This window comes from Flavobacterium sp., assembly GCF_027531905.1.
Taxonomy (GTDB): Bacteria; Bacteroidota; Bacteroidia; order Flavobacteriales; family Flavobacteriaceae; genus Flavobacterium.
Window position 1 is genome coordinate 14188 of sequence record NZ_JAPZSU010000007.1, and the last position, 24110, is coordinate 38297.

Annotated in this window: 23 protein-coding genes and 1 tRNA gene; 15 read left to right on the top strand and 9 right to left on the bottom strand. The window is 34.8% G+C overall.

Annotated features, from left to right (window positions below; translation table 11 throughout):
• The first annotated feature begins 1 nt into the window (after nt 1).
• The 11 genes from murD to O9307_RS02020 all read left to right on the top strand — a co-directional run bounded on the left by murD (nt 2) and on the right by O9307_RS02020 (nt 11532).
• Nucleotides 2-1333 (top strand): UDP-N-acetylmuramoyl-L-alanine--D-glutamate ligase, encoded by a 1332-nt coding sequence (murD, locus tag O9307_RS01970; RefSeq protein ID WP_298294802.1) that lies wholly within the window; start codon nt 2-4, stop codon nt 1331-1333.
• A gap of 31 nt (nt 1334-1364) precedes the next feature.
• Nucleotides 1365-2654 (top strand): FtsW/RodA/SpoVE family cell cycle protein, encoded by a 1290-nt coding sequence (locus O9307_RS01975; protein WP_298294804.1) that lies wholly within the window; start codon nt 1365-1367, stop codon nt 2652-2654.
• A gap of 45 nt (nt 2655-2699) precedes the next feature.
• Nucleotides 2700-3791 (top strand): undecaprenyldiphospho-muramoylpentapeptide beta-N-acetylglucosaminyltransferase, encoded by a 1092-nt coding sequence (gene murG, locus O9307_RS01980; RefSeq protein ID WP_298294806.1) that lies wholly within the window; start codon nt 2700-2702, stop codon nt 3789-3791.
• Nucleotides 3792-3824: 33 nt separating this feature from the next.
• Nucleotides 3825-5174 (top strand): UDP-N-acetylmuramate--L-alanine ligase, encoded by a 1350-nt coding sequence (murC, locus tag O9307_RS01985; RefSeq protein ID WP_298294808.1) that lies wholly within the window; start codon nt 3825-3827, stop codon nt 5172-5174.
• Nucleotides 5161-5883, top strand: a complete 723-nt coding sequence (locus O9307_RS01990) for a cell division protein FtsQ (protein WP_298294809.1) — start codon at nt 5161-5163, stop codon at nt 5881-5883. The genes murC and O9307_RS01990 overlap by 14 nt, the downstream gene beginning before the upstream one ends.
• A 6-nt stretch (nt 5884-5889) precedes the next feature.
• The gene (ftsA, locus tag O9307_RS01995; RefSeq protein ID WP_298294811.1) at nt 5890-7287 is read left to right on the top strand and encodes a cell division protein FtsA; all 1398 of its coding nucleotides are present in this window, start codon (nt 5890-5892) and stop codon (nt 7285-7287) included.
• Nucleotides 7288-7363: 76 nt separating this feature from the next.
• Entirely contained in the window at nt 7364-9313 is a 1950-nt protein-coding gene (ftsZ, locus tag O9307_RS02000; protein ID WP_298294813.1) for a cell division protein FtsZ, read from the top strand.
• Between the two features lie 207 nt (nt 9314-9520).
• Nucleotides 9521-9970, top strand: coding sequence for a GatB/YqeY domain-containing protein (locus O9307_RS02005; RefSeq protein WP_298294815.1), 450 nt, complete (start codon nt 9521-9523; stop codon nt 9968-9970).
• A 74-nt stretch (nt 9971-10044) separates the two neighbouring features.
• Nucleotides 10045-10121, top strand: a tRNA-Arg gene (locus tag O9307_RS02010).
• Between the two features lie 64 nt (nt 10122-10185).
• Nucleotides 10186-10992 carry a zinc-dependent peptidase gene (locus O9307_RS02015; RefSeq protein WP_298294818.1) on the top strand — a complete coding sequence of 269 codons (807 nt, stop codon included), beginning with the start codon at nt 10186-10188 and terminating at the stop codon, nt 10990-10992.
• 120 nt (nt 10993-11112) lie between these two features.
• Nucleotides 11113-11532 carry a CBS domain-containing protein gene (locus O9307_RS02020; RefSeq protein WP_298294820.1) on the top strand — a complete coding sequence of 140 codons (420 nt, stop codon included), beginning with the start codon at nt 11113-11115 and terminating at the stop codon, nt 11530-11532.
• Nucleotides 11533-11580: 48 nt separating this feature from the next.
• Here O9307_RS02020 and rpe read toward each other — a convergent pair whose 3' ends face one another.
• The 9 genes from rpe to O9307_RS02065 form a co-directional block, all read right to left on the bottom strand.
• Nucleotides 11581-12246 carry a ribulose-phosphate 3-epimerase gene (gene rpe, locus O9307_RS02025; protein WP_298294822.1) on the bottom strand — a complete coding sequence of 222 codons (666 nt, stop codon included), beginning with the start codon at nt 12244-12246 and terminating at the stop codon, nt 11581-11583.
• 293 nt (nt 12247-12539) lie between these two features.
• Entirely contained in the window at nt 12540-13403 is an 864-nt protein-coding gene (locus O9307_RS02030; protein WP_026707723.1) for a sigma-70 family RNA polymerase sigma factor, read from the bottom strand.
• A 172-nt stretch (nt 13404-13575) separates the two neighbouring features.
• Nucleotides 13576-13821, bottom strand: coding sequence for a hypothetical protein (locus O9307_RS02035; protein ID WP_298294824.1), 246 nt, complete (start codon nt 13819-13821; stop codon nt 13576-13578).
• A gap of 160 nt (nt 13822-13981) precedes the next feature.
• Nucleotides 13982-14728, bottom strand: coding sequence for a response regulator transcription factor (locus O9307_RS02040; RefSeq protein WP_298294826.1), 747 nt, complete (start codon nt 14726-14728; stop codon nt 13982-13984).
• Between the two features lies 1 nt (nt 14729).
• Entirely contained in the window at nt 14730-16262 is a 1533-nt protein-coding gene (locus tag O9307_RS02045) for a tetratricopeptide repeat-containing sensor histidine kinase (protein ID WP_298294828.1), read from the bottom strand.
• Nucleotides 16263-16558: 296 nt separating this feature from the next.
• Entirely contained in the window at nt 16559-16954 is a 396-nt protein-coding gene (locus tag O9307_RS02050) for a hypothetical protein (protein ID WP_298294829.1), read from the bottom strand.
• A gap of 199 nt (nt 16955-17153) precedes the next feature.
• A complete protein-coding gene (locus O9307_RS02055; RefSeq protein ID WP_298294831.1) occupies nt 17154-19289 on the bottom strand; it encodes a polyribonucleotide nucleotidyltransferase in 2136 nt (711 codons plus the stop codon).
• Nucleotides 19290-19452: 163 nt separating this feature from the next.
• Nucleotides 19453-19722 carry a 30S ribosomal protein S15 gene (gene rpsO, locus O9307_RS02060; RefSeq protein ID WP_298294833.1) on the bottom strand — a complete coding sequence of 90 codons (270 nt, stop codon included), beginning with the start codon at nt 19720-19722 and terminating at the stop codon, nt 19453-19455.
• Between the two features lie 105 nt (nt 19723-19827).
• The gene (locus tag O9307_RS02065; RefSeq protein WP_298294835.1) at nt 19828-20283 is read right to left on the bottom strand and encodes a GAF domain-containing protein; all 456 of its coding nucleotides are present in this window, start codon (nt 20281-20283) and stop codon (nt 19828-19830) included.
• Between the two features lie 72 nt (nt 20284-20355).
• On the opposite strand from O9307_RS02065, the gene xrtF reads away from it, so the two are divergent.
• The 4 genes from xrtF to O9307_RS02085 all read left to right on the top strand — a co-directional run bounded on the left by xrtF (nt 20356) and on the right by O9307_RS02085 (nt 24090).
• On the top strand, nt 20356-20904 hold the full coding sequence (gene xrtF / locus O9307_RS02070) for an exosortase family protein XrtF (protein ID WP_298294837.1): 549 nt from the start codon (nt 20356-20358) through the stop codon (nt 20902-20904).
• Nucleotides 20879-21325, top strand: a complete 447-nt coding sequence (locus O9307_RS02075; RefSeq protein ID WP_298294839.1) for an exosortase F system-associated protein — start codon at nt 20879-20881, stop codon at nt 21323-21325. Before xrtF ends, O9307_RS02075 begins: the two co-directional genes overlap by 26 nt.
• 45 nt (nt 21326-21370) lie before the next feature.
• Nucleotides 21371-21778 carry a hypothetical protein gene (locus O9307_RS02080; RefSeq protein ID WP_298294841.1) on the top strand — a complete coding sequence of 136 codons (408 nt, stop codon included), beginning with the start codon at nt 21371-21373 and terminating at the stop codon, nt 21776-21778.
• A 302-nt stretch (nt 21779-22080) separates the two neighbouring features.
• On the top strand, nt 22081-24090 hold the full coding sequence (locus O9307_RS02085; protein WP_298294843.1) for a TonB-dependent receptor: 2010 nt from the start codon (nt 22081-22083) through the stop codon (nt 24088-24090).
• Nucleotides 24091-24110: the final 20 nt, after the last annotated feature.

The following is a 24110-nucleotide window of genomic DNA, read 5'->3' on the forward strand; positions in this document are numbered from 1 at the left end:
CATGAGATTAGTTGTTTTAGGTGGTGGCGAAAGTGGAGTAGGAACCGCTATTTTGGGGCAAAAGCAAGGGTATGAGGTTTTTGTTTCTGATTTTGGAAAAATTAAGCAAAATTATAAAGACGTTCTTAATCAATATGGAATTCCATGGGAAGAGGAGCAACATACTGAGGATTTAATTCTAAATGCCACAGTGGTGATGAAAAGTCCAGGTATTCCAGACAAAGCACCAATGGTAAAGAAATTGGTAGAGAAAGGAATTGCTGTTATCTCTGAAATTGAATTTACAGCCCCTTTTACCAAAGCAATTACTATAGGGATTACAGGAAGTAATGGGAAAACGACTACCACTATGCTTACCTATCATCTGCTAAAAAGTGCTGGTTTGAATGTGGCTTTGGGAGGAAATATTGGAAAGAGTTTTGCTTGGCAAGTAGCAGAGCACGATTATGATGTTTATGTGTTAGAACTAAGCAGTTTTCAATTGGATGGAATTATTAATTACAAGCCACATATTGCCATTCTAACGAATATTAGCCCAGATCATTTGGATCGATACGAATACAAATACGAAAATTATATCGCTTCAAAGTTTCGCATTACCATGAATCAAACCGAATCAGATTATTTGATTTATGATGCAGACGATGAAGCAACGCAAGAATGGTTAAAATACAATAAAACAAAAGCACAATTACTACCTTTTTCTATTTCTCAAACACTGGATTTAGGAGCATTTTTAAAAGATAATACTATGGAAGTTAAAATGAATCAAGAAGAATTTTCAATGGAGACCGAATACATTGCATTAGAAGGAAAACATAATATGAAGAACGCAATGGCAGCAACATCTGTAGCAAAGTTGATGCAAATTCGAAATGCCACCATTCGTGAAAGTTTATCCAATTTTCAAGGTGTTGAACATCGATTAGAAAAAGTTTTGAAAATTCAAAATGTACAATATATCAATGATTCCAAAGCGACCAATGTTAATGCAACCTATTTTGCTTTAGAAAGCATGAATGTCCCAACAGTATGGATTGTTGGAGGCGTAGACAAAGGGAATGATTACAATGAATTAATGTCTTTGGTACGAGAAAAAGTAAAAGCAATTATTTGTTTAGGAATAGATAATTCCAAAATTATTGCTGCTTTCGGTAATGTGGTTGATGATTTAATAGAAGTAAACACTATGAACGATGCTGTAAGAATGGCACAACGTTACACAGAAAAAGGGGATGCTGTTTTATTATCGCCAGCTTGCGCCAGTTTTGATTTATTCGAAAACTATGAAGATCGTGGGCGTCAATTCAAACAAGCAGTTTATAATTTGTAAGTATATAAATCACTAAAATAAAATATAAATAATGAAGGAACTAGTAAACAAGTTAAAAGGAGATAGAGTAATATGGTCATTTGTGGCCTTATTGGCTTTGTTTTCGTTTATGCCTGTTTTTAGTGCTAGTAGTAATTTGGCTTATATTGGTTTGGGCAAAGGAAATACACTAGGGTATTTGTTGAAACATTTGGCGCATGTTGGTATTGGTTTTTTAATTATTTACTGGGTTCACAAAGTTCCTTACTTATATTTCAGAGCCATTTCAAAAGCAGCATTGCCTGTTGTTTGGATAATGTTGGCTTATGCTTTAATCAAAGGGACGGTCATAGCTGGAGCCAATGCGAGTCGTTGGATACAGATTCCTTTTATAAAAATTACCTTTCAGCCTTCAACTATGGCGGCTATTGTGTTGTTTGTGTTTGTTGCTCGTTATTTATCCAAAAAAAGAGAAACGCCAGTTGATTTTAAATCGTCGTTACTCGAATTATGGTTGCCGGTTTTTGTAACGTTAATCTTTATTTTGCCTTCTAACTTTTCTACTACTGCTTTGATTTTTTCGATGGTATTGATGTTGGTTTTTATTGGAAAGTATCCATTAAAATATATTGGTTTTATAATTGGCTCAGGAATAGTGATGCTCCTGTTTTTTGTGCTAATAGCAAAAGCATTTCCAGATTCTAGATTCTTTAGTAGAGTAGGGACTTGGGAAAACCGTATTGAACGATTTTTTTCAGATAAGGCAGACGAAGACAATTATCAAATCGAAAAGGCTAAAACCGCCATAGCCTCTGGAGGACTTTATGGTTTGGGACCAGGTAAAAGTGTACAGAAAAATTTTCTACCTCAATCCTCCTCTGATTTTATCTTTGCCATTATAGTAGAAGAGTGGGGATTGATAGGTGGTTTGTCTGTACTTGGATTGTATTTGTTATTGATGTTTCGTTTTGTGATTGCATCTCATAAGGCCAATACATTATTTGGAAAATTAATTGTAATTGCTCTTGGTTTTCCAATGATTTTTCAAGCGATGATTAACATGGCTGTAGCGGTAGAATTATTGCCAGTTACAGGACAAACCCTGCCTTTGATAAGTAGTGGAGGAAGCTCTATATGGATGACCTGTTTTTCTCTTGGTGTAATTTTGAGTGTGACCAAAAAGGAAGAGGAAATTGCTCAAGAGTTAAAAGAAAAACAAATTCGAGAAGAAGCATTGCAAAAATTAATTGATGCCCAACTCGAATCGGATACTCAAGAAAAAGAAGAAGAATTTTCAATAGAAGATCGCGCCAACCCAATGAATGCGGTTCTTAATCGATAGTGTCTGATAGTAGTAAATTGTTTATTTGTTCTAAATTTTTTTAAGATGTCAAAATTAAAATTCATATTGAGTGGTGGAGGTACTGGTGGTCATATCTATCCAGCAATTGCTATTGCAAATGAACTAAAAAGACGATACCCTGATACTGAAATTCTTTTTGTAGGTGCCAAAGACAAAATGGAAATGCAAAAAGTACCTCAAGCGGGTTATGCTATAAAAGGACTTTGGATTGCTGGTATACAAAGAAAATTGACACTTCAAAATGCATTATTTCCCTTCAAGCTATTAAGTAGCTTGTGGGAATCTAGAAAAATACTTAAAAACTTCAAGCCTGATGTAGTTATTGGTACTGGTGGATTTGCAAGTGGTCCTTTGTTGAATGTCGCCAATAGTTTAAATATTCCAACATTAATACAAGAGCAAAATTCATATCCAGGAATAACCAATAAATTATTAAGTAAAAAGGCTGCAAAAATTTGTGTTGCTTATGAAAATTTAGAACGGTTTTTCCCTAAAGAAAAGATGATTTTGACAGGAAATCCTGTTCGTCAAGACTTGATTGATGTAACTACCAAAAGAGAAGAAGCAATCGCTTTTTTTAAACTAAATCCAAACAAGAAAACCATATTGGTTTTAGGTGGAAGTTTAGGAGCGAGACGAATCAACCAATTAATCGAAAATGAATTGCAAGGTCTTTTGTCGCAAAAAGTTCAAATTATTTGGCAATGCGGAAAATTGTACTTAGATGATTATTCGAAATACAATTCGGCACAAGTGCAAGTAGTTGCTTTTATTGAGCGAATGGATTTGGTCTATGCGGCAGCCGATGTAGTTATTTCTAGAGCTGGGGCTTCGTCGGTTTCTGAATTATGTATAGTTGGGAAACCAGTGATTTTTATTCCTTCTCCAAATGTAGCAGAAGATCATCAAGCTAAAAATGCGCAAGCTATTGTAGATAAAAAAGGAGCAATTATGATCAAAGAAGCTGCTTTAGAAGATGAATTTAGTTTAGTACTGGAGGCTTTGTTAAAAGATGAGGGGAAGCAACAACTCTTGGGGGACAACATAAAAAAATTGGCTTTGCCACAAGCAACGATACAAATCGTTGATGCAATTGAAAAGTTATTGAAAAAATAGAGATACTATTTTGTTAATTTTTAAAATCAAAAAATGAACTTAAATCAAATACATAACGTCTATTTTGTTGGCATTGGAGGCATCGGAATGAGTGCTTTGGCTCGTTATTTCAAAAATATTGGAAAACAAGTTTGCGGTTATGATAAAACACCGTCGATGTTGACAAACGAACTTATCGAAAGTGGAATTGATATTCATTTTGAAGATAATATTGACTTAATTCCAGCTAGTTTTAAACCTGAGAATACTTTGGTAATTATTACTCCGGCAGTTCCAAAATCACATTTGGAGTGGAATTATTTTTTAAATCAAACCTATGAGGTTAAAAAAAGAGCGGAAGTATTGGGTATAATAACAAAAGACACTTTTAGTTTTGCTGTAGCTGGTACACACGGAAAAACAACTACTTCAAGTATTTTGGGGCATATTTTGTATGAAAGCGGAGCTGATGTTACTGCTTTTATAGGAGGAATTGTCGAAAATTACAACTCTAATTTAATCGGCATGGGCAAAACAGTTACAGTGGTCGAGGCAGATGAATTCGATCGTTCTTTCTTGCACTTACATCCAAATATTGCTTGTGTAACATCAATGGATGCGGACCATTTAGATATTTATGGAACAAGTGAGGCGATTGAGGCATCATTTTTAGAATTTGCTGAAAAAGTAGAAGATAAAACGAAATTGTTTGTGGCTCATGGACTTCCATTAGAGGGATTGGTTTGTGCTATTGATCAAGATGCGCAATTCAAAGCTTATAACGTTAGAGTTGAAGAGTCAAGCTATGTATTTGATGTGCAAACTCCAACAGAAACAATTAAAAATTTACGTTTTGGTTTACCAGGAAGACATAATTTAATGAATGCGTTGATGGCGCTGGCAATGGCTAAAACTTACGGCACCCCAACTGAAGCTATTGCTAGTGCTTTATCGACATTTAGAGGAATCAGAAGACGTTTTTCTTATCAAATAAAACGTCCAGATTTGGTGTATATTGATGATTATGCACATCATCCAACAGAAATTAATGCGGTGCATCAAGCCGTTAGAGAGTTGTATTCGAATCAAAAAGTATTGGCTGTTTTTCAACCGCATTTATTTAGTAGAACTAAAGATTTTGCTGATGATTTTGCAGCTTCCTTATCTAATTTTGATGAAGTTTTATTGTTGGATATTTATCCCGCTCGTGAATTACCAATGGAAGGCGTAACTTCTCAATGGCTTATGGATAAAATGACTAATAGTGATAAAAAATTGGTTGAAAAAGACCAATTAATTGCTTCAATTCAATCTTCTAACGCAACGGTTATTGTGACTATTGGCGCAGGGGATTTAGGAGAAATGGTACCATCAATAAAAAAAGCGCTAGATGAAACGGTTTAATTGGGCATCCATTCGTTTAATGTTGATGTTTGGCATGGTGATTTTTTTATATTCTTTCACAGGAAAAAGAAATTTGAATCGAAAAATTGCCAAAGCTGAAGTTGTTTTTGTTGGAGAAAATCAACTATTCGTCAAACAAAAAGCGGTTAATAAATTGTTAATAGAAAATAGAACTGACCCCAAAACTATTGGCAGAGATGCCTTAGATTTGAATAAACTCGAGAAAACAATCGATTCACATCCAATGATTGAAAAGTCAGAAGTGTTTGTGAGTGTTGACGGTGTTCTAAAAGCTGTAGTGAAACAAAAGACGCCAATTGCAAGAATTAGTGATGAGGGTGTGTCTTTTTATATTGATTATAAGGGGAATAAAATGCCTTTGTCTAGCAATTATACAGCCCGAGTTCTTCTTGTTTCGGGGGAAATAAACGATAAAAATAAGGAAAAGTTTGCCAAGCTATTTCGTGTAATCTACGACGATGTTTTTTTGAAAAAAAACATCATTGGAATACAAGTTATGCCAAATGGTAGCGTTTTGTTGCTGAATAGAAACTACAATTTTACAATTGATTTTGGTCAGTTGATAAACGTAGAACAGAAATTCAAGAATTATAAAGCGTTTTTTCAAAAAGTAGTTTTAGACAGTTCAATCACAAAATATAAAAAGATTGATCTTCGATTTGCGGAACAAGTAGTGTGTACTAAATAATAGAAAATGGAAAAAGAGAATATTGCGGTAGGTCTAGATATTGGAACAACCAAGATAGTTGCCATGATTGGCAAAAAAAATGAATATGGGAAGTTGGAAATTTTGGGTGTTGGAAAGTCCAAAAGCTTAGGTGTGGCTAGAGGTGTTGTTAACAACATTACTCAAACCATTCAATCTATTCAACAAGCTATTTTTGAAGCAGAAAATAATTCAGGTTATAAAATTAAAGATGTAGTTGTTGGTATTGCGGGTCAACACATTCGAAGCATTCAACACAGCGATTATATCAGTCGAAATAATCCAGAAGAAGTAATTGGTGATTGTGATATTGATTTATTGATTAGTCAAGTACACAAGTTGGCCATGTTGCCTGGTGAGGAAATTATACACGTTCTTCCACAAGAGTTTAAAATTGATGGACAATCTGACATCAAAGAACCTGTTGGGATGTACGGAGGACGATTAGAAAGTAGTTTCCATATTGTTGTAGGACAAGCTTCATCTATTCGAAATGTAGGAAGATGTATTCAAAGTTCAGGAATTGAGTTATCTGGTTTGACTTTAGAGCCTTTAGCTTCATCTGATGCAGTATTAAGTCAAGAAGAAAAAGAAGCAGGAGTTGCTTTGATTGACATTGGTGGTGGAACTACAGATTTGGCTATTTTCAAAGATGGCATCATCAGACATACAGCGGTAATTCCTTTTGGAGGAAATGTAATTACCGATGATATCAAAGAAGGATGTTCTATTGTGGAAAAACAAGCTGAATTGTTGAAAGTAAAATTTGGTTCCGCTTGGCCTGGGGAGAACAAAGACAATGAAATTGTTTCTATCCCAGGAATCAGAGGAAGAGAGCCTAAAGAGATTTCTTTGAAAAATTTATCTAAAATTATCCACGCAAGAGTCGTAGAAATTATTGAACAAGTTTTTGCCGAAATCAAATTATATGGTCACGAAGACCCACGTAAAAAACTAATCGCAGGAATTGTTTTAACAGGTGGAGGTGCTCAATTAAAGCATATTAAGCAATTAGTGGAATATATTACAGGAATTGATACTAGAATTGGTTATCCAAATGAGCATTTGGCAGGTAATTCCGATGAAGAAATTTCAAGTCCATTGTATGCTACTGCGGTAGGTTTGGTAATGAATAGTATTGAGAAAAAAACACAAAGTGCTATCAAAATTGAGAAAAGTCCTGTGATAGAAAGGGCACCTTATTATAGAGAACGCGTGGTTGAAACAGCACCATTGCCTGAAATCGAAAAACCGGTTGTAGTAGATTTAGAGGTAAAAGAAGAAAGACACATACCAAGTGCAGAGTCTACAGAGACTAAAATAAGACGATCTTTTCTGGATAAATATGTAGACAAGATCAAAGAATTTTTAGATAACGCAGAATAAATAATAAAATAAATGCCCTTTTTGTCCCAACCTAAAGAGCAAATAATATAAATAAGAATTTCAAAAACCCAATAAGATGACAAGCAACTCAGAATTTGGAAGCATTTCATTTGATTTACCAAAAAACCAATCAAATGTAATTAAAGTTATTGGAGTAGGTGGTGGTGGTAGTAATGCTATTAACCATATGTTTAAGCAAGGAATTAATGGTGTTGACTTTATAGTTTGTAACACAGATTCACAAGCTTTACAAAATAGTTCAGTACCCAACAAAATTCAATTGGGAGTAAATTTAACCGAAGGACTTGGTGCAGGAGCTAATCCAGATGTTGGACATCAATCTGCGATAGAGAGTATCGGCGATATTGAGAAAATGTTGGACAGCAATACCAAAATGGTTTTTATCACTGCAGGAATGGGTGGTGGAACTGGAACAGGTGCAGCGCCAGTAATTGCTCAATTAGCCAAAGAAAGAGATATCTTAACAGTAGGTATTGTTACTTTACCATTTTTATTTGAAGGTAAAGTTCGTCAAGAACAAGCTATTATTGGTATCGAAAAGTTACGTAAGCAAGTAGACTCTTTAATTGTTATCAATAACAACAAATTAAGAGAAGTATATGGTAATTTAGGTTTTAAAGCAGGTTTTTCTAAAGCCGATGAAGTATTAGCAACGGCTTCAAGAGGAATTGCTGAAGTAATTACGCATCACTATACACAAAACATCGATTTAAGAGATGCTAAAACGGTATTGTATAATAGTGGAACAGCAATTATGGGTTCTGCAACGGCTCTTGGCGAAAATAGAGCTAAGGAGGCCATTATTGCTGCTTTGGATTCCCCTTTGTTAAACGATAATAAAATTACAGGTGCCAAAAACGTATTGTTGCTTATCGTTTCAGGAACCAACGAAATTACCATTGATGAAATAGGAGAAATTAACGATCATATTCAAAATGAAGCAGGCCATAATGCTAATATCATTATGGGAGTAGGTGAAGACGAATTATTAGGAGATGCTATTTCTGTAACAATTATTGCAACTGGTTTCGACGTAGAGCAGCAAAATGAAATCGTAAATACAGAGCCTAAGAAAATCATTCACACTTTAGAAGAAGAACAAAGAAGTGTGCACAATTTGATCAATACGCCAGTAGCTTCATTTAGTTTAAACGAAACGCCTTCAGATGCTACAGCTGAGCGAGTAGTGTTTGAATTGGAAGAAGAAATTGAGGAAGAAACGCCAGTTGTTTTGGAAGTAAAAAAACCGGTAATGAACAACGACGAACTGATTGTAATGTCTGAGTTTATTAAAAATTTAGATGTTACATTTGAAATCGTGTCTCCGATTGAAGATTTTGATTTTAATATATCGCTTCCTTCCAAAGAAGAGGTTCAAATTCCTCAAGCTATTATGGTAGAGGAGCAAAAACAAACTACCTTTACTTTTGATTTACCAGTAACTTCAAAACCAACTTTTGTCACTCCAACGGCGCCAATTGCAGAAGAAAAAGTGGTTTTTGAATTGTCAAATGATGCAAGTAACATTAATGTGGTTCAGCCAATTCAATTTGTACCTGTGACTGAGTTAACGGATAATGGTGTTATTAAATATTCATTGGAAGAGTACATGGAAGTAGAGAATGATTTTGTACAATCAAAACCACAAGCGAAACAAGAAGAAATTCCTGCAGAGCTAAATATTACCATGAAACAAGTGACTCCAGTCGAAACAAATGAAATGGCGCCTGAGTCGGTTTCTCCTATGGACATGACTATTGAAGAAACCCTTCGTTTCAGAGCGGAAGAGAGAAGAAAAAAACTAAAAGAATTCAATTATAAGTTTCATAATAACATAACTAGAATTGATGAGTTAGAAAGAGAACCTGCATACAAACGTCTTGGAGTGGATTTGACCAACACGCAAGCGGTGAATCAAAATTCAAGAATTTCTGTAAGTACAGACAGTAATAATGATTTACAATTTCGTTCTAATAATTCTTATTTGCATGATAATGTAGATTAAGTATTGATGTAAAAGAAAAAATAGCCTGAAACCTATTTCAGGCTATTTTTTTGATTTTTTATAAAAATTTGGAAACTTTTCTGGAGTTGTTAATACCAGTTAAATGTCCTAAATTTGCATTGCTTTTACCGCTTGTACATTTTAGACGAAAATGTAAGTAGCAGATTGCCATTCAAAAGAAAAAAAACAAATTAAACATACTACATAATGAGTTTATCAGTACGTATCATGGACGAAATAAAAAACGCCATGAGAGCAAAAGATACTTTGGCTCTAGAAGCCTTAAGAGCAGTTAAATCAGCTATACTTTTAGCGCAAACAGAAAGTGGTGTAAAAGAAGAAATTGCTGAAGAAGAAGAAATCAAATTATTACAACGTTTGGTAAAACAAAGAAAAGATAGTGCGGCTATTTATACACAACAAGGAAGAGCTGATTTGGCTGAACCAGAGTTGTTGCAAGCAGCTGTTATTGAAAAGTTTTTACCTGCTCAATTGAGTGAAGAAGAAGTGGAAGCAGTAGTAGCAAAAATCATTGCGGATAATGATGCATCAGGAATGGCAGCTATGGGTAAAGTAATGGGATTGGCATCTGCTGAATTAGCTGGAAAAGCTGATGGCAAAACAATATCTACTATAGTGAAAAAGTTATTGTCTTAATTTTAAAGTTTTATTTAATTCCAAATTCCATTTTTTTGGAGTTTGGAATTTTAAAATTTAATTTTATAACTATTGACTGCGTAGTTCAACTGGATAGAATATCAGATTTCGACTCTGAGGGTTGCAGGTTCGAACCCTGCCGTGGTCACCAATAAAGATGAGGAATGATTATATTTCTCATTTTTTTTTATGGAATAACTGTAAGTATTTAATCAATGGAGTCATTTTTGCTACAATTTTTATTAGTACTTATAGGATTAGGTTTTCTTTTCTTTAATATAGTTGAACCTATTTATGTGTTTTTCTATAACAAACCTCTGGTGGTGTATTGGCATTTACTTCCAAGTAGTATTTCTGAAGAGCAAAGAAAAATTTTGAGTCAAAATTTCCCCTTTTACAATAGATTGACTTCTAGTAAGAAGCGTTATTTTGAACATAGAATAAATAAGTTCATAACCAAATATGAATTTATTGGCCATGATATTGCAATCACCGATGAGATAATCATACTCATTTCAGGAACATATGTGATGTTAACTTTTGGGATGAGACACTATTTAAGTGACTTGTTTCAAAGAATTTTGATTTACCCCACCGCTTATTATTCTACACTAAATGATGTGTTTCATAAGGGTGAATTTAACCCGAGGATGAAGACTGTCGTTTTTTCTTGGGAAGATTTTTTGTTGGGTCATGGGGTAGCTTCGGATAATATCAATTTGGGATTGCACGAATTTGCTCATGTGTTGCATTTTCATTGTTTGAAAAAAAGAGATGTAAATGCGGTGATTTTTCAGGATGAATATACTGAAATAGTAACCATTTATAAGACGCCAAATTTGATTCAGGAGCTAAATGAAAAAGGCTATTTAAGATTGTATGCTTATGAAAATCAGTTTGAGTTTATTTCGGTATTGCTTGAGCATTTCTTTGAAACCCCCAATGATTTTAAGATGATCCATCCTCAATTATATTTTCATGTAAAACGAATGATCAATTATAACGAAAACCTTTTTATTTAGTTATAAAAGAATTTTTAGTTTCATTTATACTATAGAAAAATAATTACTTTCTGCCTGATAATCATCAGGTTTCTTGCCTTTTTTTTATTTTATATTTGGATATATTTAAAAGTTAAGATTATGAAAAGCAATGTCCCGGTTTCCGAAATAATGTCCAAAAATTTAGTAAAGTTACAGTTGACGGATGATTTAACTAAAGCTGAATCGCTATTCAAACACCATAAAATTAGACATATTCCAGTTGTTAATGGAAATAAGATTTTAGGTATTTTGAGCTATACCGATTTGTTGCGAATCTCATTCGCAGATGCAATAGATGACGACGAAGAAGTGATTGATACTACGGTTTATAACCTGTTTTCTGTAGAGCAGGTGATGGTGAAAAAAGTAACAACTGTAGGGCCAGAAACGACAATAAAAGAAGCGGCAAAAATTTTAGCCCACAATGATTTTCATGCTTTGCCTGTATGTGAAGGGGAATTGCTTATGGGAATCGTTACTACAACCGATTTGATTCAGTTTTTGATTGATAATTGCTAAAAGAAAAGGCTATCTTGTTAGAAAAAGATAGCCTTTTGTTTTAGTTTTTTATAGCGTAGTAATTTGTTTCAAATCTGCTATAGTTGCTGTTGGATTTGTCGCTTTGAAAACAAAACTTCCAGCTACCAGAACATCAGCACCAGCTTCTACTAATGCTGCTGCGTTTTTATTAGTTACTCCGCCATCAATCTCAATTATAGTGTTGGCTCCCTTTTTAATAATTAAATCTTTTAATTTGGTTACTTTATTATAGGTGTTCTCGATAAATGATTGTCCTCCAAATCCTGGATTAACACTCATGATACAAACTAAGTCAATATCGTGGATTACTTCTTCTAATAAATCAATTGAAGTGTGCGGATTGATGGCAACACCCGCTAGCATTCCTTCAGCTTTAATCGCTTGTAAAGTGCGATGAAGGTGATTGCAAGCTTCATAATGAACGGTTAATACATTGGCACCCAAATCAGCAAATGTTTTAATATAACGATCAGGATCAACAATCATCAAGTGTACATCTATTGTTTTAGTGGCATGTTTTGCAATAGCTTCAAGTACAGGCATACCAAACGAAATGTTAGGTACAAATACGCCATCCATGATGTCAATATGGAACCAATCCGCTTGACTATTGTTAATCATTTCTACATCGCGCTGCAAATTTGCAAAATCGGCTGCAAGAACCGATGGAGCTATAATTGTGTTTTTGCTCATTGTTGTGTTGTGTTATTTTTTTGCAAAGATAATTTTTTTAATCGCAAAGTTTGCAAAGAATTGATACAGATTAAAGCATGTTGTAAAACAGAATTTTTTAGCTTTGTTTGCCCTGCAAAAAACAAAACTCCGGATACCCGAGCAAAGCGAACTGACCGGTGTTTTGTTTGCCCTGCAAAAAACAAAACTCCGGTAATCAGCCGGAGTTTTCAATCATCAATCAAAAAACGAACAGTTAATCAGACTGTTGTTTGTGGTAAAATTCCAAATATAAGATTTTTGGAATTTATATTTTATCCTAAATAGGTTTTTAAGATTTTACTTCTAGAAGTGTGTTTTAATCTGCGGATAGCTTTTTCTTTAATTTGACGCACACGCTCACGAGTTAAGTCAAATGTTTCTCCAATTTCTTCTAAAGTCATTGGGTGTTGATCCCCTAAACCAAAATACAAACGTACTACATCCGCTTCTCTTGGAGTAAGCGTTTCTAAAGAACGCTCAATTTCCGTACGTAAGGATTCGTGAATTAATTCTCTATCTGGGTTTGGAGATTCTCCTGAACGTAAAACGTCGTAAAGGTTAGAATCTTCTCCTTCAACTAAAGGGGCATCCATCGATAAGTGACGACCAGAGTTTTTCATAGACTCTTTAACGTCATTTACAGTCATGTCTAGCTCTTTTGCAATTTCTTCTGCAGAAGGTGGGCGCTCATTAGATTGCTCCAATAACGCGTACATTTTGTTGATTTTATTGATAGAACCAATTTTGTTTAATGGCAAACGAACAATACGTGATTGTTCTGCTAAAGCTTGAAGAATCGATTGACGAATCCACCAAACAGCGTACGAAATGAATTTGAAACCACGAGTTTCATCAAATCGTTGTGCGGCTTTAATCAATCCTAAGTTTCCTTCATTGATCAAATCGGGTAATGTTAATCCTTGGTTTTGATATTGTTTAGCAACAGATACTACGAAACGTAAATTAGCTTTAGTGAGTTTTTCTAAAGCTCTTTGATCACCGGCTTTAATTTTTTGTGCTAATTCTACTTCTTCATCGGCAGTAATTAAGTCTACCTTTCCTATTTCTTGTAAGTACTTGTCTAATGATGCAGTTTCACGATTGGTGACCTGCTTGGTGATTTTAAGTTGTCTCATGGTATTTGTCTCCTTATGGTTTAAGTGTACAAATGTTATACGAGTGGTATTTCAAAAAAGTTACATATTTATCATTTTTTTTCAATGAAAAAATAAAATACCCCAACTTTACTATGAAAGTTGGGGTGGTTGATTGAAAAAAAAATCTTATTTGGTTGTTTAAGTATTTGATTTATAGGTCATCAGTGGTTTTTAGGATTTCGTCAAAAAGGTTTTTTAAAGATTTGACATACAAAGGAAAACCTATAGCTAAAAAAAGATATTCTTTTCTTAAAACTGTTACATCATCTAGAATTTGATACAAACTTGGCACTATTATTAGCAAGGAAACCAGGATTCCAATCCATGGATTTAGTTTGGCAGTTAAAAGTTGTTTCAAAAGTTTCATCTCAAATTGGTTTTTTGCTGCTATATTCATTTTAGTTGCTTTGTTAATTATAGCGTAAAAGTAATTTGATTGGATCGATGTATGAAAGACATTGTCATCAGTCACCTTTTTTTTGTCATAAAAGCACTGTTCTCAATTGGTATAAAAATCTCCTTATTAGGAGACTTGTTGGTTGGGATTGTATGTTTTTTTAAGACAAAATATTCATTTTCTTAATGAAGTCTTTGTAGGTGTCGCTTAGGTTGACTTTGTGTCCGCCTTGTACGATGATTAAATTGTCGGCAAGGATGATTTCTTCGATTTTGTTTACATTGACCAAGTAATTGCGATGGGTTTTAATGAATTGATTAGAGTTGAGTAAGCCGCTAATTTTGGTCAGCGAAATTAAAATCACAAATTTTTCTTTCTCGGTAATGATGTTGCAATACCGTTCTTCCACTTCGATGTAGAGGATGTCTTTTAAGGCTACTTTTTTTAAGGCATTTTTTTTCTTGATAAACAAATACTCATGGCTCACCACGGTATCTTGTTCTTCGCTTTGAAAGACTTGGCTTTGGGCATAAAATTTCTCTACTGCCATTTCAATAGCGTACAAAATTTCTAAGGGGTTGAAGGGTTTCATTAAGAAACTAAACGGTTTGGTAAGTCTGGCTCTATCGAAGATTTGACGGTCTTGCGAACTGGTTAAAAATACAAAAGGCTTTACGGCATTGGGCACTATGCTAATCGCTTCAGCAAAAGCAATACCATCGGGTTTTCCATCCAAAAAAACATCTATGATGGCAATATCTACTTTTTGGCTATAAAACAGCGTTAAGGCATCTTTAAAGGTTCTTGCTACCCCAACGATGTTGTAGTTGTTTTCCAAAAGTACTTTGCTTAAAGTGTTGCTTTCTTCTAGCGTGTCTTCAATGATTAGAATGTTGATGGTATCCATATTATACGGTTTTAGGGAATGATAAAATCATTTTAGTGCCTTTGTTGAGTTCGCTTTCTATGGCGAGCGTGCCACCATTTTTTTTAATCATTTGTTTGCATAATTGCATGCCAAGTCCCGTTCCTATGATTTCTGAATTGCTTTTCTTGGCCAATAGTTCGTTGTCTTCTAATAACTCGGCTATGGTTTCTGGGCTCATTCCAATGCCTTGATCTTCAATAATCAATTGATGGAACTCGGATGGGGTGTCTAGGCTATAAAAACGAATGCTGCTGTGTTCTGGAGAGAATTTAATAGCATTGTCCAACAAGTTGCGCAAAATGATTTTTAACGAATCGAGATCTACGAAGATGAAACCGTTTTTGGACACTTCGTTTTCAAAGGCAATTGTTTTTTCTAACAGTAGGGGTTTGTAGCTGTATTCTATTTGTTGTACAATAGAAAACAAATGCACTGAATCTTTATGAAAATACAATTGTTGGGTTTGTAATAACGCCCAATGTAACAAATTATCTAGTAAACTATAAGCGCTGTTGGCAATCGCACTGTTTTGATGAAGGAGTTTGTCGAGTTCGTCGTAGTTTTTGGATTCTAGGGAGTTGGTGAGTTTGGTGTTGCTGGTTTTGAGTGCATTGACGGACGAACGCAAATCGTGACTAACAATAGAAAACAGTTGGTCTTTGGTTGCGTTGAGCTCGTCTAGTTTTTCTTTTTGGCTTAAAATGATTTTAGCATTTTTTACCTTTTGCCCATAGACATAAACACCACCTGTTAAAAGGAGTAGCAAACCTATGGTGGAGAAAAACATGGTATTGCGTTGCGTATTTTTTAATTCATTTTCTACTTTGAGTACTGAGATTTGTTTTTGTTTTTGGGCAACGGCATATTTTTTTTCATAATCTGCTAGTGCCCAGACTTTGTTTTGATTGTTGAGGGAATCTTTCCATTGCTCTGATTCTTTGCGGTAGGCTAGGGCTTGTTTGAAATTGCCGCGGTTTTCTTCAACGACAGCCATATTTAAAGAGGCATCTCTTTTTTTATCAAAGGCATTTATTTTTTTTGATAATGAATACGCTTTTTCAAAATAGGGAATGGCTTGTGCGTCTTTGTATTGGACATAATATAAATTAGCTATGTCATTGTATATGCCAAATATAGATATACTATCATTCTCTTTTTCTTGAAGTTGAAGACTTTTAAATAAGTATTCTTCGGCTTCTGGAAATTGATTTAGATGTAAATAGCTAGTGCCTAAATTTTGATAAATAATACTTATTTTATAACCTTGTTGATTTGGAATTGGAATTTTTTCTACTTTTTTGAAATAATAAATGGCTTTCTTGAATTGTTTTAGTTCTAATGAAATTTCTCCTAATTTTTTATTGACTAATGGGTAAAAGTAAAAATTTTTAGAAATTTTAATAACTTCATATTTTGCTTCTTTGAATAGTTTTAGTTGTCTAAAAGAATTTCCTCTTAGATAATGACAATAGTCGGTTAATTCTTTATTTCGACTCGAGTTTAATTGTTTCATACAATAAACTAAAGTAGAGTCCCATTTCTGCTTGGAAAAAAAATATTGTGCTTTATTAAAGTTTAATTCGTTTTTAAACTCGATTGATTTTTGTTTTAACACTTTGTTGAAAACAATATTTACTGTTTCCTCTTGAGATAGCAGAGTAAGAGGTTGGATGAAAAAAAATAAAATTAAAAATAGTTTCAATTTTGTCATTTGCAGTAAGCTTTTTTTAATTAAGCCAATAATAAATAAACTTCATTGTTTGATTCTTTTGAGAGATTAGACAATGAAGTTTATGTTTCTTAGATATATTATTGTCCCACTGTTGTCACAGTCCCTCTAGAAGTCACAGGGTCTTCATTTACCATAAAAGAATCAATTTCTGTTATATTGGCAACAGTGTCTGAAGTATAATCTACTTCTACATAATATACATCGCAACTTTCTGGGGTTTCTTCCGAGAAATTGTAATCGTAGTTCATGGTTAGTACATTGCCAGATTCTATTGGCGTTTGCACTGTTGGTGGGATAGTGTCCTCGGAGTTCATGTATAAAGTAGCTCTAATTTTTAGGGTCAAAGCACCACCTGTTGGGGTGTAGAATTTTGCCGAAACCAAAGGAGAAACAGGATATTGTACTGTTCCTGGGCTTGAAAAAGTAAAAGGAGTTGTGTTAATTTTTGTGTTTTGAATAACTGTAAATGCCATGTTTGTAAATGATTTATAAGGTTAAAAAGATTAAAGATATTTTTTTTATGTGAATTAAATGTAAAGTTGTCTGATTTTTTTTAATTTTTATTGTGATATGTGTCAGTAACATAGAGATTGGGTTGGCTTTTATGCAAAAAAAGCCCCTTAGTCATAATGAATAAGGGGCTTTTGGAAATTAACCTTTATTTGAGAATTGCTATTCTTTTTTCTCTTCGCGTGGAGGTCTAGGTACTAATGCTTTTTTAGAAACCTTCTCTTTACGAGTTTTAGGATCAATACCTAAGTATTTCACTTGGAAAACATCTCCCATTTTTACAACATCGGCAACGTTTTCAGTTCTTTCCCAAGCTAATTCGGAAACGTGCAATAACACTTCGTTTCCTGGAGCAGCAGTATATTCTACCACAGCACCAAAGTCCAGCATTTTGATTACTTTCACTTCATACGCTTCTCCCATTTGTGGTTTGAAAGTAATAGAAGCAATTTTTGCTAATACTGCTTCGATTCCAGCAGGATCCGTTCCTAAGATTTCAATCACACCTTGCTCGTCTACTTCGTTGATTACGATGGTCGTTCCTGTAGCTTTTTGTAATTCTTGAATTACTTTTCCACCAGGACCAATTAAGGCACCAATATAGTTTCCAGGAATGGTTCTAGTGATGATTTTTGGAGCGTGTGCTTTAACGTCGGCTCTAGGTGTAGCAATCGTTTCAGTCAATTTGCCTAAAATATGCATACGTCCGTCACGAGCTTGGTTAAGGGCTTGTTCCATGATGTCATAACGCAATCCATCAATTTTGATGTCCATTTGACAAGCAGTGATTCCGTCAGCAGTTCCCGTTACTTTAAAGTCCATATCTCCTAAGTGATCTTCGTCTCCTAGAATATCAGACAATACCGCAAATTTCTCTCCGTCAGTAATCAATCCCATAGCAATTCCAGAAACTGGTTTTACCATTTGAACTCCAGCATCCATCAAAGCCATTGTTCCTGCACAAACGGTTGCCATAGAAGAAGAACCGTTAGATTCTAATACTTCAGAAACCACACGAATGGTATAAGGACAATCAGCAGGAATCATGTTTTTTAACGCACGTTGTGCCAAGTTTCCGTGACCTACTTCTCTTCTTGAAGTTCCTCTTAGTGGTTTTGCTTCACCTGTAGAGAAAGGAGGGAAGTTGTAGTGTAAATAGAATTTCTCTTCACCTTGTTCTGATGGAGAGTCGATTTGGTTAGCCTCTCTAGAAGTTCCTAAAGTTACGGTAGCCAAAGCTTGTGTTTCTCCACGAGTAAATAATGAAGAACCGTGAACTCTTGGTAAATAATTTGTTTCGCACCAAATTGGTCGAATGTCAGTGGTTTTTCTACCATCTAAACGAACACCTAATTCTAATACAACATTACGAACGGCTTCTTTGTTGGTTTTGTAGAAATATTTTGAAACTAAATCACCGTCAGCCGCCAATTCTTCTTCAGTAAATAAAGCTTTTACTTCTTCTTTTACTTCAGCAAATGCAGCGCTTCTTTCGTGTTTAGCAGAACCTACTTTTGCGATAGCATAAATTTTATCGTAAGCCGCCGCTTTAACTTTTTTGTAAATTTCTTCGTTTTCTTTTTCTCCTTCGTAAGTACGAGTTTCTTTTTTACCAAAAGCAGCTTGTAAACGATATTGTGCTTCAATTTGAACTTTAATCGCTTCGTGTGCAAATTTGATGGCTTCTACCATTTCGGCTTCTGAAATTTCTTTCATTTCGCCTTCCACCATCGCTACAGAATCCATAGAAGCTCCAATCATCATGTCGATGTCTGATTTTGCTAAGTCTTCTCTACTTGGGTTGATTACAAATTTACCATCAATACGTGCAACACGTACTTCGGAAATCAAATTGTAAAAAGGAATATCAGATACTGCTAATGCTGCGGATGCCGCTAAACCAGCCAATGCATCTGGCATTACTTCTTCATCATGAGACATCAACTGAATCATAACTTGTGTTTCAGCATGGTAATCGTCTGGGAAAAGCGGACGTAAAACACGGTCTACTAATCTCATGGTTAATACTTCGCTGTCGCTAGGGCGTGCTTCTCTTTTGAAGAAACCACCTGGAAAACGACCTGCTGCTGCGAATTTTTCGCGGTAATCTACCGTCAAAGGTAAAAAGTCTACCGCTGGGTTGGCGCTACGTGCTGAAACTGCTGTGGCAAGGATCATCGTGTCGCCCATTCTAACTACTACAGAACCATCCGCTTGTTTGGCTAAACGTCCTGTCTCGATTGTGATGCTTCTGCCATCACCTAAATCGATACTTTCTACAAATAATTGTGGAATCATAAATTTTTTCCTTAATGGTTATTAAATGGGTTTTAGTTGTGTTGTAGTTGTTGTGTGTAGTTGTTGTTTCTAAAACCCAATGAAAAACCAAACTTTTTTTCTTGTAAAATGCGCGTAATGTATAAACAAAAAGAGGCACTCTCGCACCTCTTTTTTATATTGATTATTTTCTAATACCCAATACTTTGATAATCTCACGATATCTGTTGATTTCTTTTTTCTTCAAGTAATCCAACAAAGCTCTTCTTTTACCTACTAATAGTACCAAAGAACGCTCTGTGTTGTAATCATGACGATTTTTTTTCAAGTGCTCAGTAAGGTGGCTAATTCTGTGTGTAAATAAAGCGATTTGTCCTTCTGCAGATCCCGTGTTTTCTGCTTTTCCTCCGTGCTTAGCGAAAATATCCGCTTTAACTTCTTTAGTTAAATACATGCTAATATTATTTAAATGATTTTTATGTATGACTTACAGCTCTTGTAAGACGGGTGCAAAAGTATAAAAAAAATATCAATTATGAGTGATAAATTGATGAATTCCTTAAAATAACTTCGCAATTTCTTCATTCACAAACTCCAAGAATCGTTCGTCGGCTTCCGTGAAAGGGTCGATCACGTGACTGTCAATGTCGATTTGACCAATGTTTATGCCATTTACAAATAGCGGTACTACAATTTCTGATTTTACGGTGAAGCTGCACGCAATGTAGTTGTCTTGTGCTGCCACATCAGGCACTACAAAGTTCGCATTTGATTCTGCTACTTGTCCGCAAATTCCTTTTCCGAAAGGAATAACCGTGTGATCTGTTTCGGCGCCTACATAAGGCCCTAAGTGCAAGGTTTTGGCATCGTGATTGGCGAAGTAAAATCCTACCCAATTGTAGTATGCAATAGATTCGTTCAGCAGTTGGCAAATGCTTAGTAATTTCTCGTCTCTTGTGGAAGTATCGTTGCTTGTAATGGCAATTACTTTTGGTTGTAATTCTTGAAATGTCATTTTAAAAATATTTTATACAAAAGTATTTAATGCGGGTCTTATAAATTACATAAATTTGAAAAAAAATCAATTTTGAAAAACTATTGGACGCTTTACAAGCCTTTTTTGAAATTCATTGGCACTTTCTTACTTGCGTTTATCTTGCTCACTTTTTTATACCAGTGGTATTTGTCTGGATATGAAAAGAATCAAATCGATGGCATCACCCGTCTTGTGGCTAGTCATGTTGAAAAAGTATTGCAAGTATTCGATTCCAATTCGGCTGTGGTGTATGACAACAAGACCAAAATCAGTATCTTGATGCATCAAAAAGAAGTGGCAAGAATAATTGAAGGATGTAATGCTATAAGTGTTGTGATTCTTTTTGTTTCCTTTGTGATGGCTTTTGCAGGAAGGATAACCACTGCTTTGTTGTTTTTGATTGGAGGTAGTGTGTTGATTTATCTGCTCAACGTGATTAGAATTGCGGTTTTGAGCGTTCTTTTGTATCGTTTTCCGGCCTACGAACATCTTTTGCATGGCGTGATTTTTCCGCTGTTTATTTATGGGGTTGTTTTTATTCTTTGGTTTATCTGGGTCAACTATTTTTCTTCTTATGGTAAAAAATCTACTTCAAAATAAAGGCAAAATCGTTCTTGGGCTGCTGGTGATTTTTCTTTTTGCGCTAATCCGTGAATATGAGACGCAACTGTTTTATGACCCTTTTTTAAGTTTTTTTAAAGGAGATTATGCTAATTCGCCTCTGCCAAAGTACGATTCCTTTTGTTTGTTTTTTGGCTTGCTTTTTAGATATGGATTGAATTCTCTGTTATCCTTGGCTTTGTTATATGTTCTTTTTAAAGACCTAGATATGGTTCAGTTTTCGGGGATTTTATTTGTAGTTTTTTTTGTTTTGCTAGTAGTTGTCTTGTTTTGTCTCCTTTCTTTTCAGAATCAAAATTATTTGCTTCTTTTTTATGTGCGTAGGTTTTTGATTCAACCGATTTTTATTCTGCTTTTTATTCCGGGGTTTTATTATCAAAAGATGAAAAGTAATAAATAACATTTTATTAGTACTTTAGAAAGAGAAAAGAATTAGTTTTGTATCATGAATGTAAAGAAGAGCACTAGTTTATTTTTGGCACTCCTATTATTGGTTTCCAATATAGGAATGGCTTTTAATGTGCATTATTGTGGCGACTCTATTGTTGCGATAAGTTTGCATTCTGAACTTTTATCTTTGACAGAGCCTGATGGTTGTTGTGAGAAAACAGCAGTTGTCGAAAAAGATTCTTGCTGTAAAGATAAAGTGGTGCATTTTGAAAAAAAGTCGGATAATGCGACTGTGAAAATTGTACTGTTTGATATTTCGACTCCTTTCTTAGTGGCTGTGCAACAAGTTCCAGTTTTTGCTAGAACACTTCATTTTCAAAAAGCGGTAGTTAACGATTTTTATGTCGCTATCAATGCACCGCCGCTTTACCAATTATACCATCAATACATTTTTTACGCCTGATTTTGTTTATTTAATTTCTTGAAAATTTTATAAACAGTTGTCGTTTGAGCACTTTTGTCCTTATGTGCAGGTTTGCGTAAGGGATAGCAGCCAATGTCATTAAGTTAAGAAATTTTAGATTGAAGAGTAACGATTCTTGATTTTAGATTTTGTGCTAATAAATAAAAAAGACTAGTTTTTTCAATGGTTTACACATCAGAAATCGTTAATCGAAAATCAGCAATCATTTTATCATTTAACCCTTAACTTAATGGGGTTACGCCCAAAATAAGCTGAAACGACGGCATAAATCAGAGTAAACAATGTATAAAAAAATAGTGCTTTTAGCCACCATTTTACTCGCGTTTCCGGTTTTTTCACAAGAAAATCTAGACGAAGTAAAGGTGACCAAAAAGCGAAAAGGATTGCAAAAATCCTTCACGGTTACCACCAACACTACCTTGGTAACCAGCAAAGAGTTGCTTAAAGCAGCTTGTTGTAATTTGGCCGAAAGTTTCGAGACCAATCCTTCTATCGATGTTAATTTTTCGGATGCTTTGACGGGCACGAAGCAAATCAAAATGTTAGGTTTGACGAGTCCGTACCTGATGATTACTGAGGAAAATGTGCCTTCTGTTCGTGGTGCCTCACAAGCTTATGGACTGTCGTTTACTCCAGGAACGTGGGTCGAAAGTATTCAAATTACCAAAGGTGCGGGAAGTGTGGTGAATGGTTATGAGAGCATTTCGGGTCAAATAAACACCGAATTGATTAAGCCTATCAACGATATTCCTTTCTTTTTGAATGCCTACGGTTCTACCGATTCTCGATTTGAGTTAAACACGCATTTTAACACGCAATTGTCTCAAAAATGGAGTAGTAGTTTGTTTGTACACGGTAACACTCGTGTATCTAAAATGGATCAGAACAACGATGGATTTATGGATAATCCGTTGGCGAAGCAAATTAATGTTATGAATCGCTACCAATATTATGATGCCGAAAAAGGTCTTGTGAGTTTTATCAATTTCAGGTATATGAATGACAAAAAGCAATCGGGAGAGGTTGATTTTGATCCAGATAAAGACAGAGGTACTACTAGTCGTTGGGGTTCTGAAATCAATACACAACGATTGGATTTGGCTACAAAAGTGGGCTATGTCTTCAAAGATATGCCGTTTCAAAGTATAGGTTTTCAAAATGCTTTTACGTTACATGATCAAAATTCGTATTACGGATTGAATGTGTATGATATTAAGCAAAGTAGCTTTTATTCGAATTTGATTTTCAATTCTATCATTAACAATACCAAACATAAGTTTGCGACAGGAATCAACTTTGCAAACGATAACTACAATGAGTTTGTGGGGTTGATAGATTATGGAAGAGTAGATAATTCGATAGGTGCTTTTTTTGAGTATACGTATGATAACGATGATAATTTTAGTTTAGTTTTGGGTGGAAGAGTCGATAATCACAATCGATTGGGGACTTTTGTAACGCCACGTTTACATCTTCGTTACAATCCTTGGGAAAAATCGGTGATTCGTTTTTCAGCAGGAAGAGGAAAACGCGCGGCGAATATTTTTGCCGAGAACCAATCGTTGTTTGCTAGCTCTAGAACGCTTTCTGTTTTGGATACCGATGGAAAAATCTATGGTTTGAATCCAGAGATTGCATGGAATTACGGTCTAAGTTTTAATCAAAAATTTCAATTGTTTGGACGAAACGGTGATGCAGGATTTGATCTTTACAGAACCGATTTTCAAAATCAAGCCGTAGTCGATGTTATGCAATCGCCACAGCAGGTTTTGTTTTATAATCTAAAGGGGAAGTCCTATGCGACGAGTTTGCAAATCGAATTCAATTATGAACTAGCGAATCGTTTTAGTTTGCGTTCTGCTTATAAGTATTATGATATTCAAACGCAATATTTGTCAGGTGTTTATCAAAGACCTTTGCAGGCGAAGCATCGGTTTTTTGGAAATTTAGAATATGAAACAGGACGAAGTGAATCTGGAAGTCAATGGCGTTTTGATGCGACTTATAACTGGTTAGGCAAACAACAATTGCCAGTAACAGCCTCGAATCCTGCTCAAGATCGTTTGCCTGAGTTTTCACCTTCTTATAACTTGATTAATGCTCAAGTAACACACGTGTTTTCTTCTAGCTTTGAAATATATGTTGGAGGAGAAAATATTGGGAATTACAAGCAAAGCAAAGCAATACTTGGAGCAGAAACCCCTTTTGGGCCTACTTTTGATGCCTCAATTGTATATGCGCCAATCTTTGGTCAAATGTATTATGCAGGCCTACGTTTTAAAATAAAATAAACTTTAAATAAATAGAAATC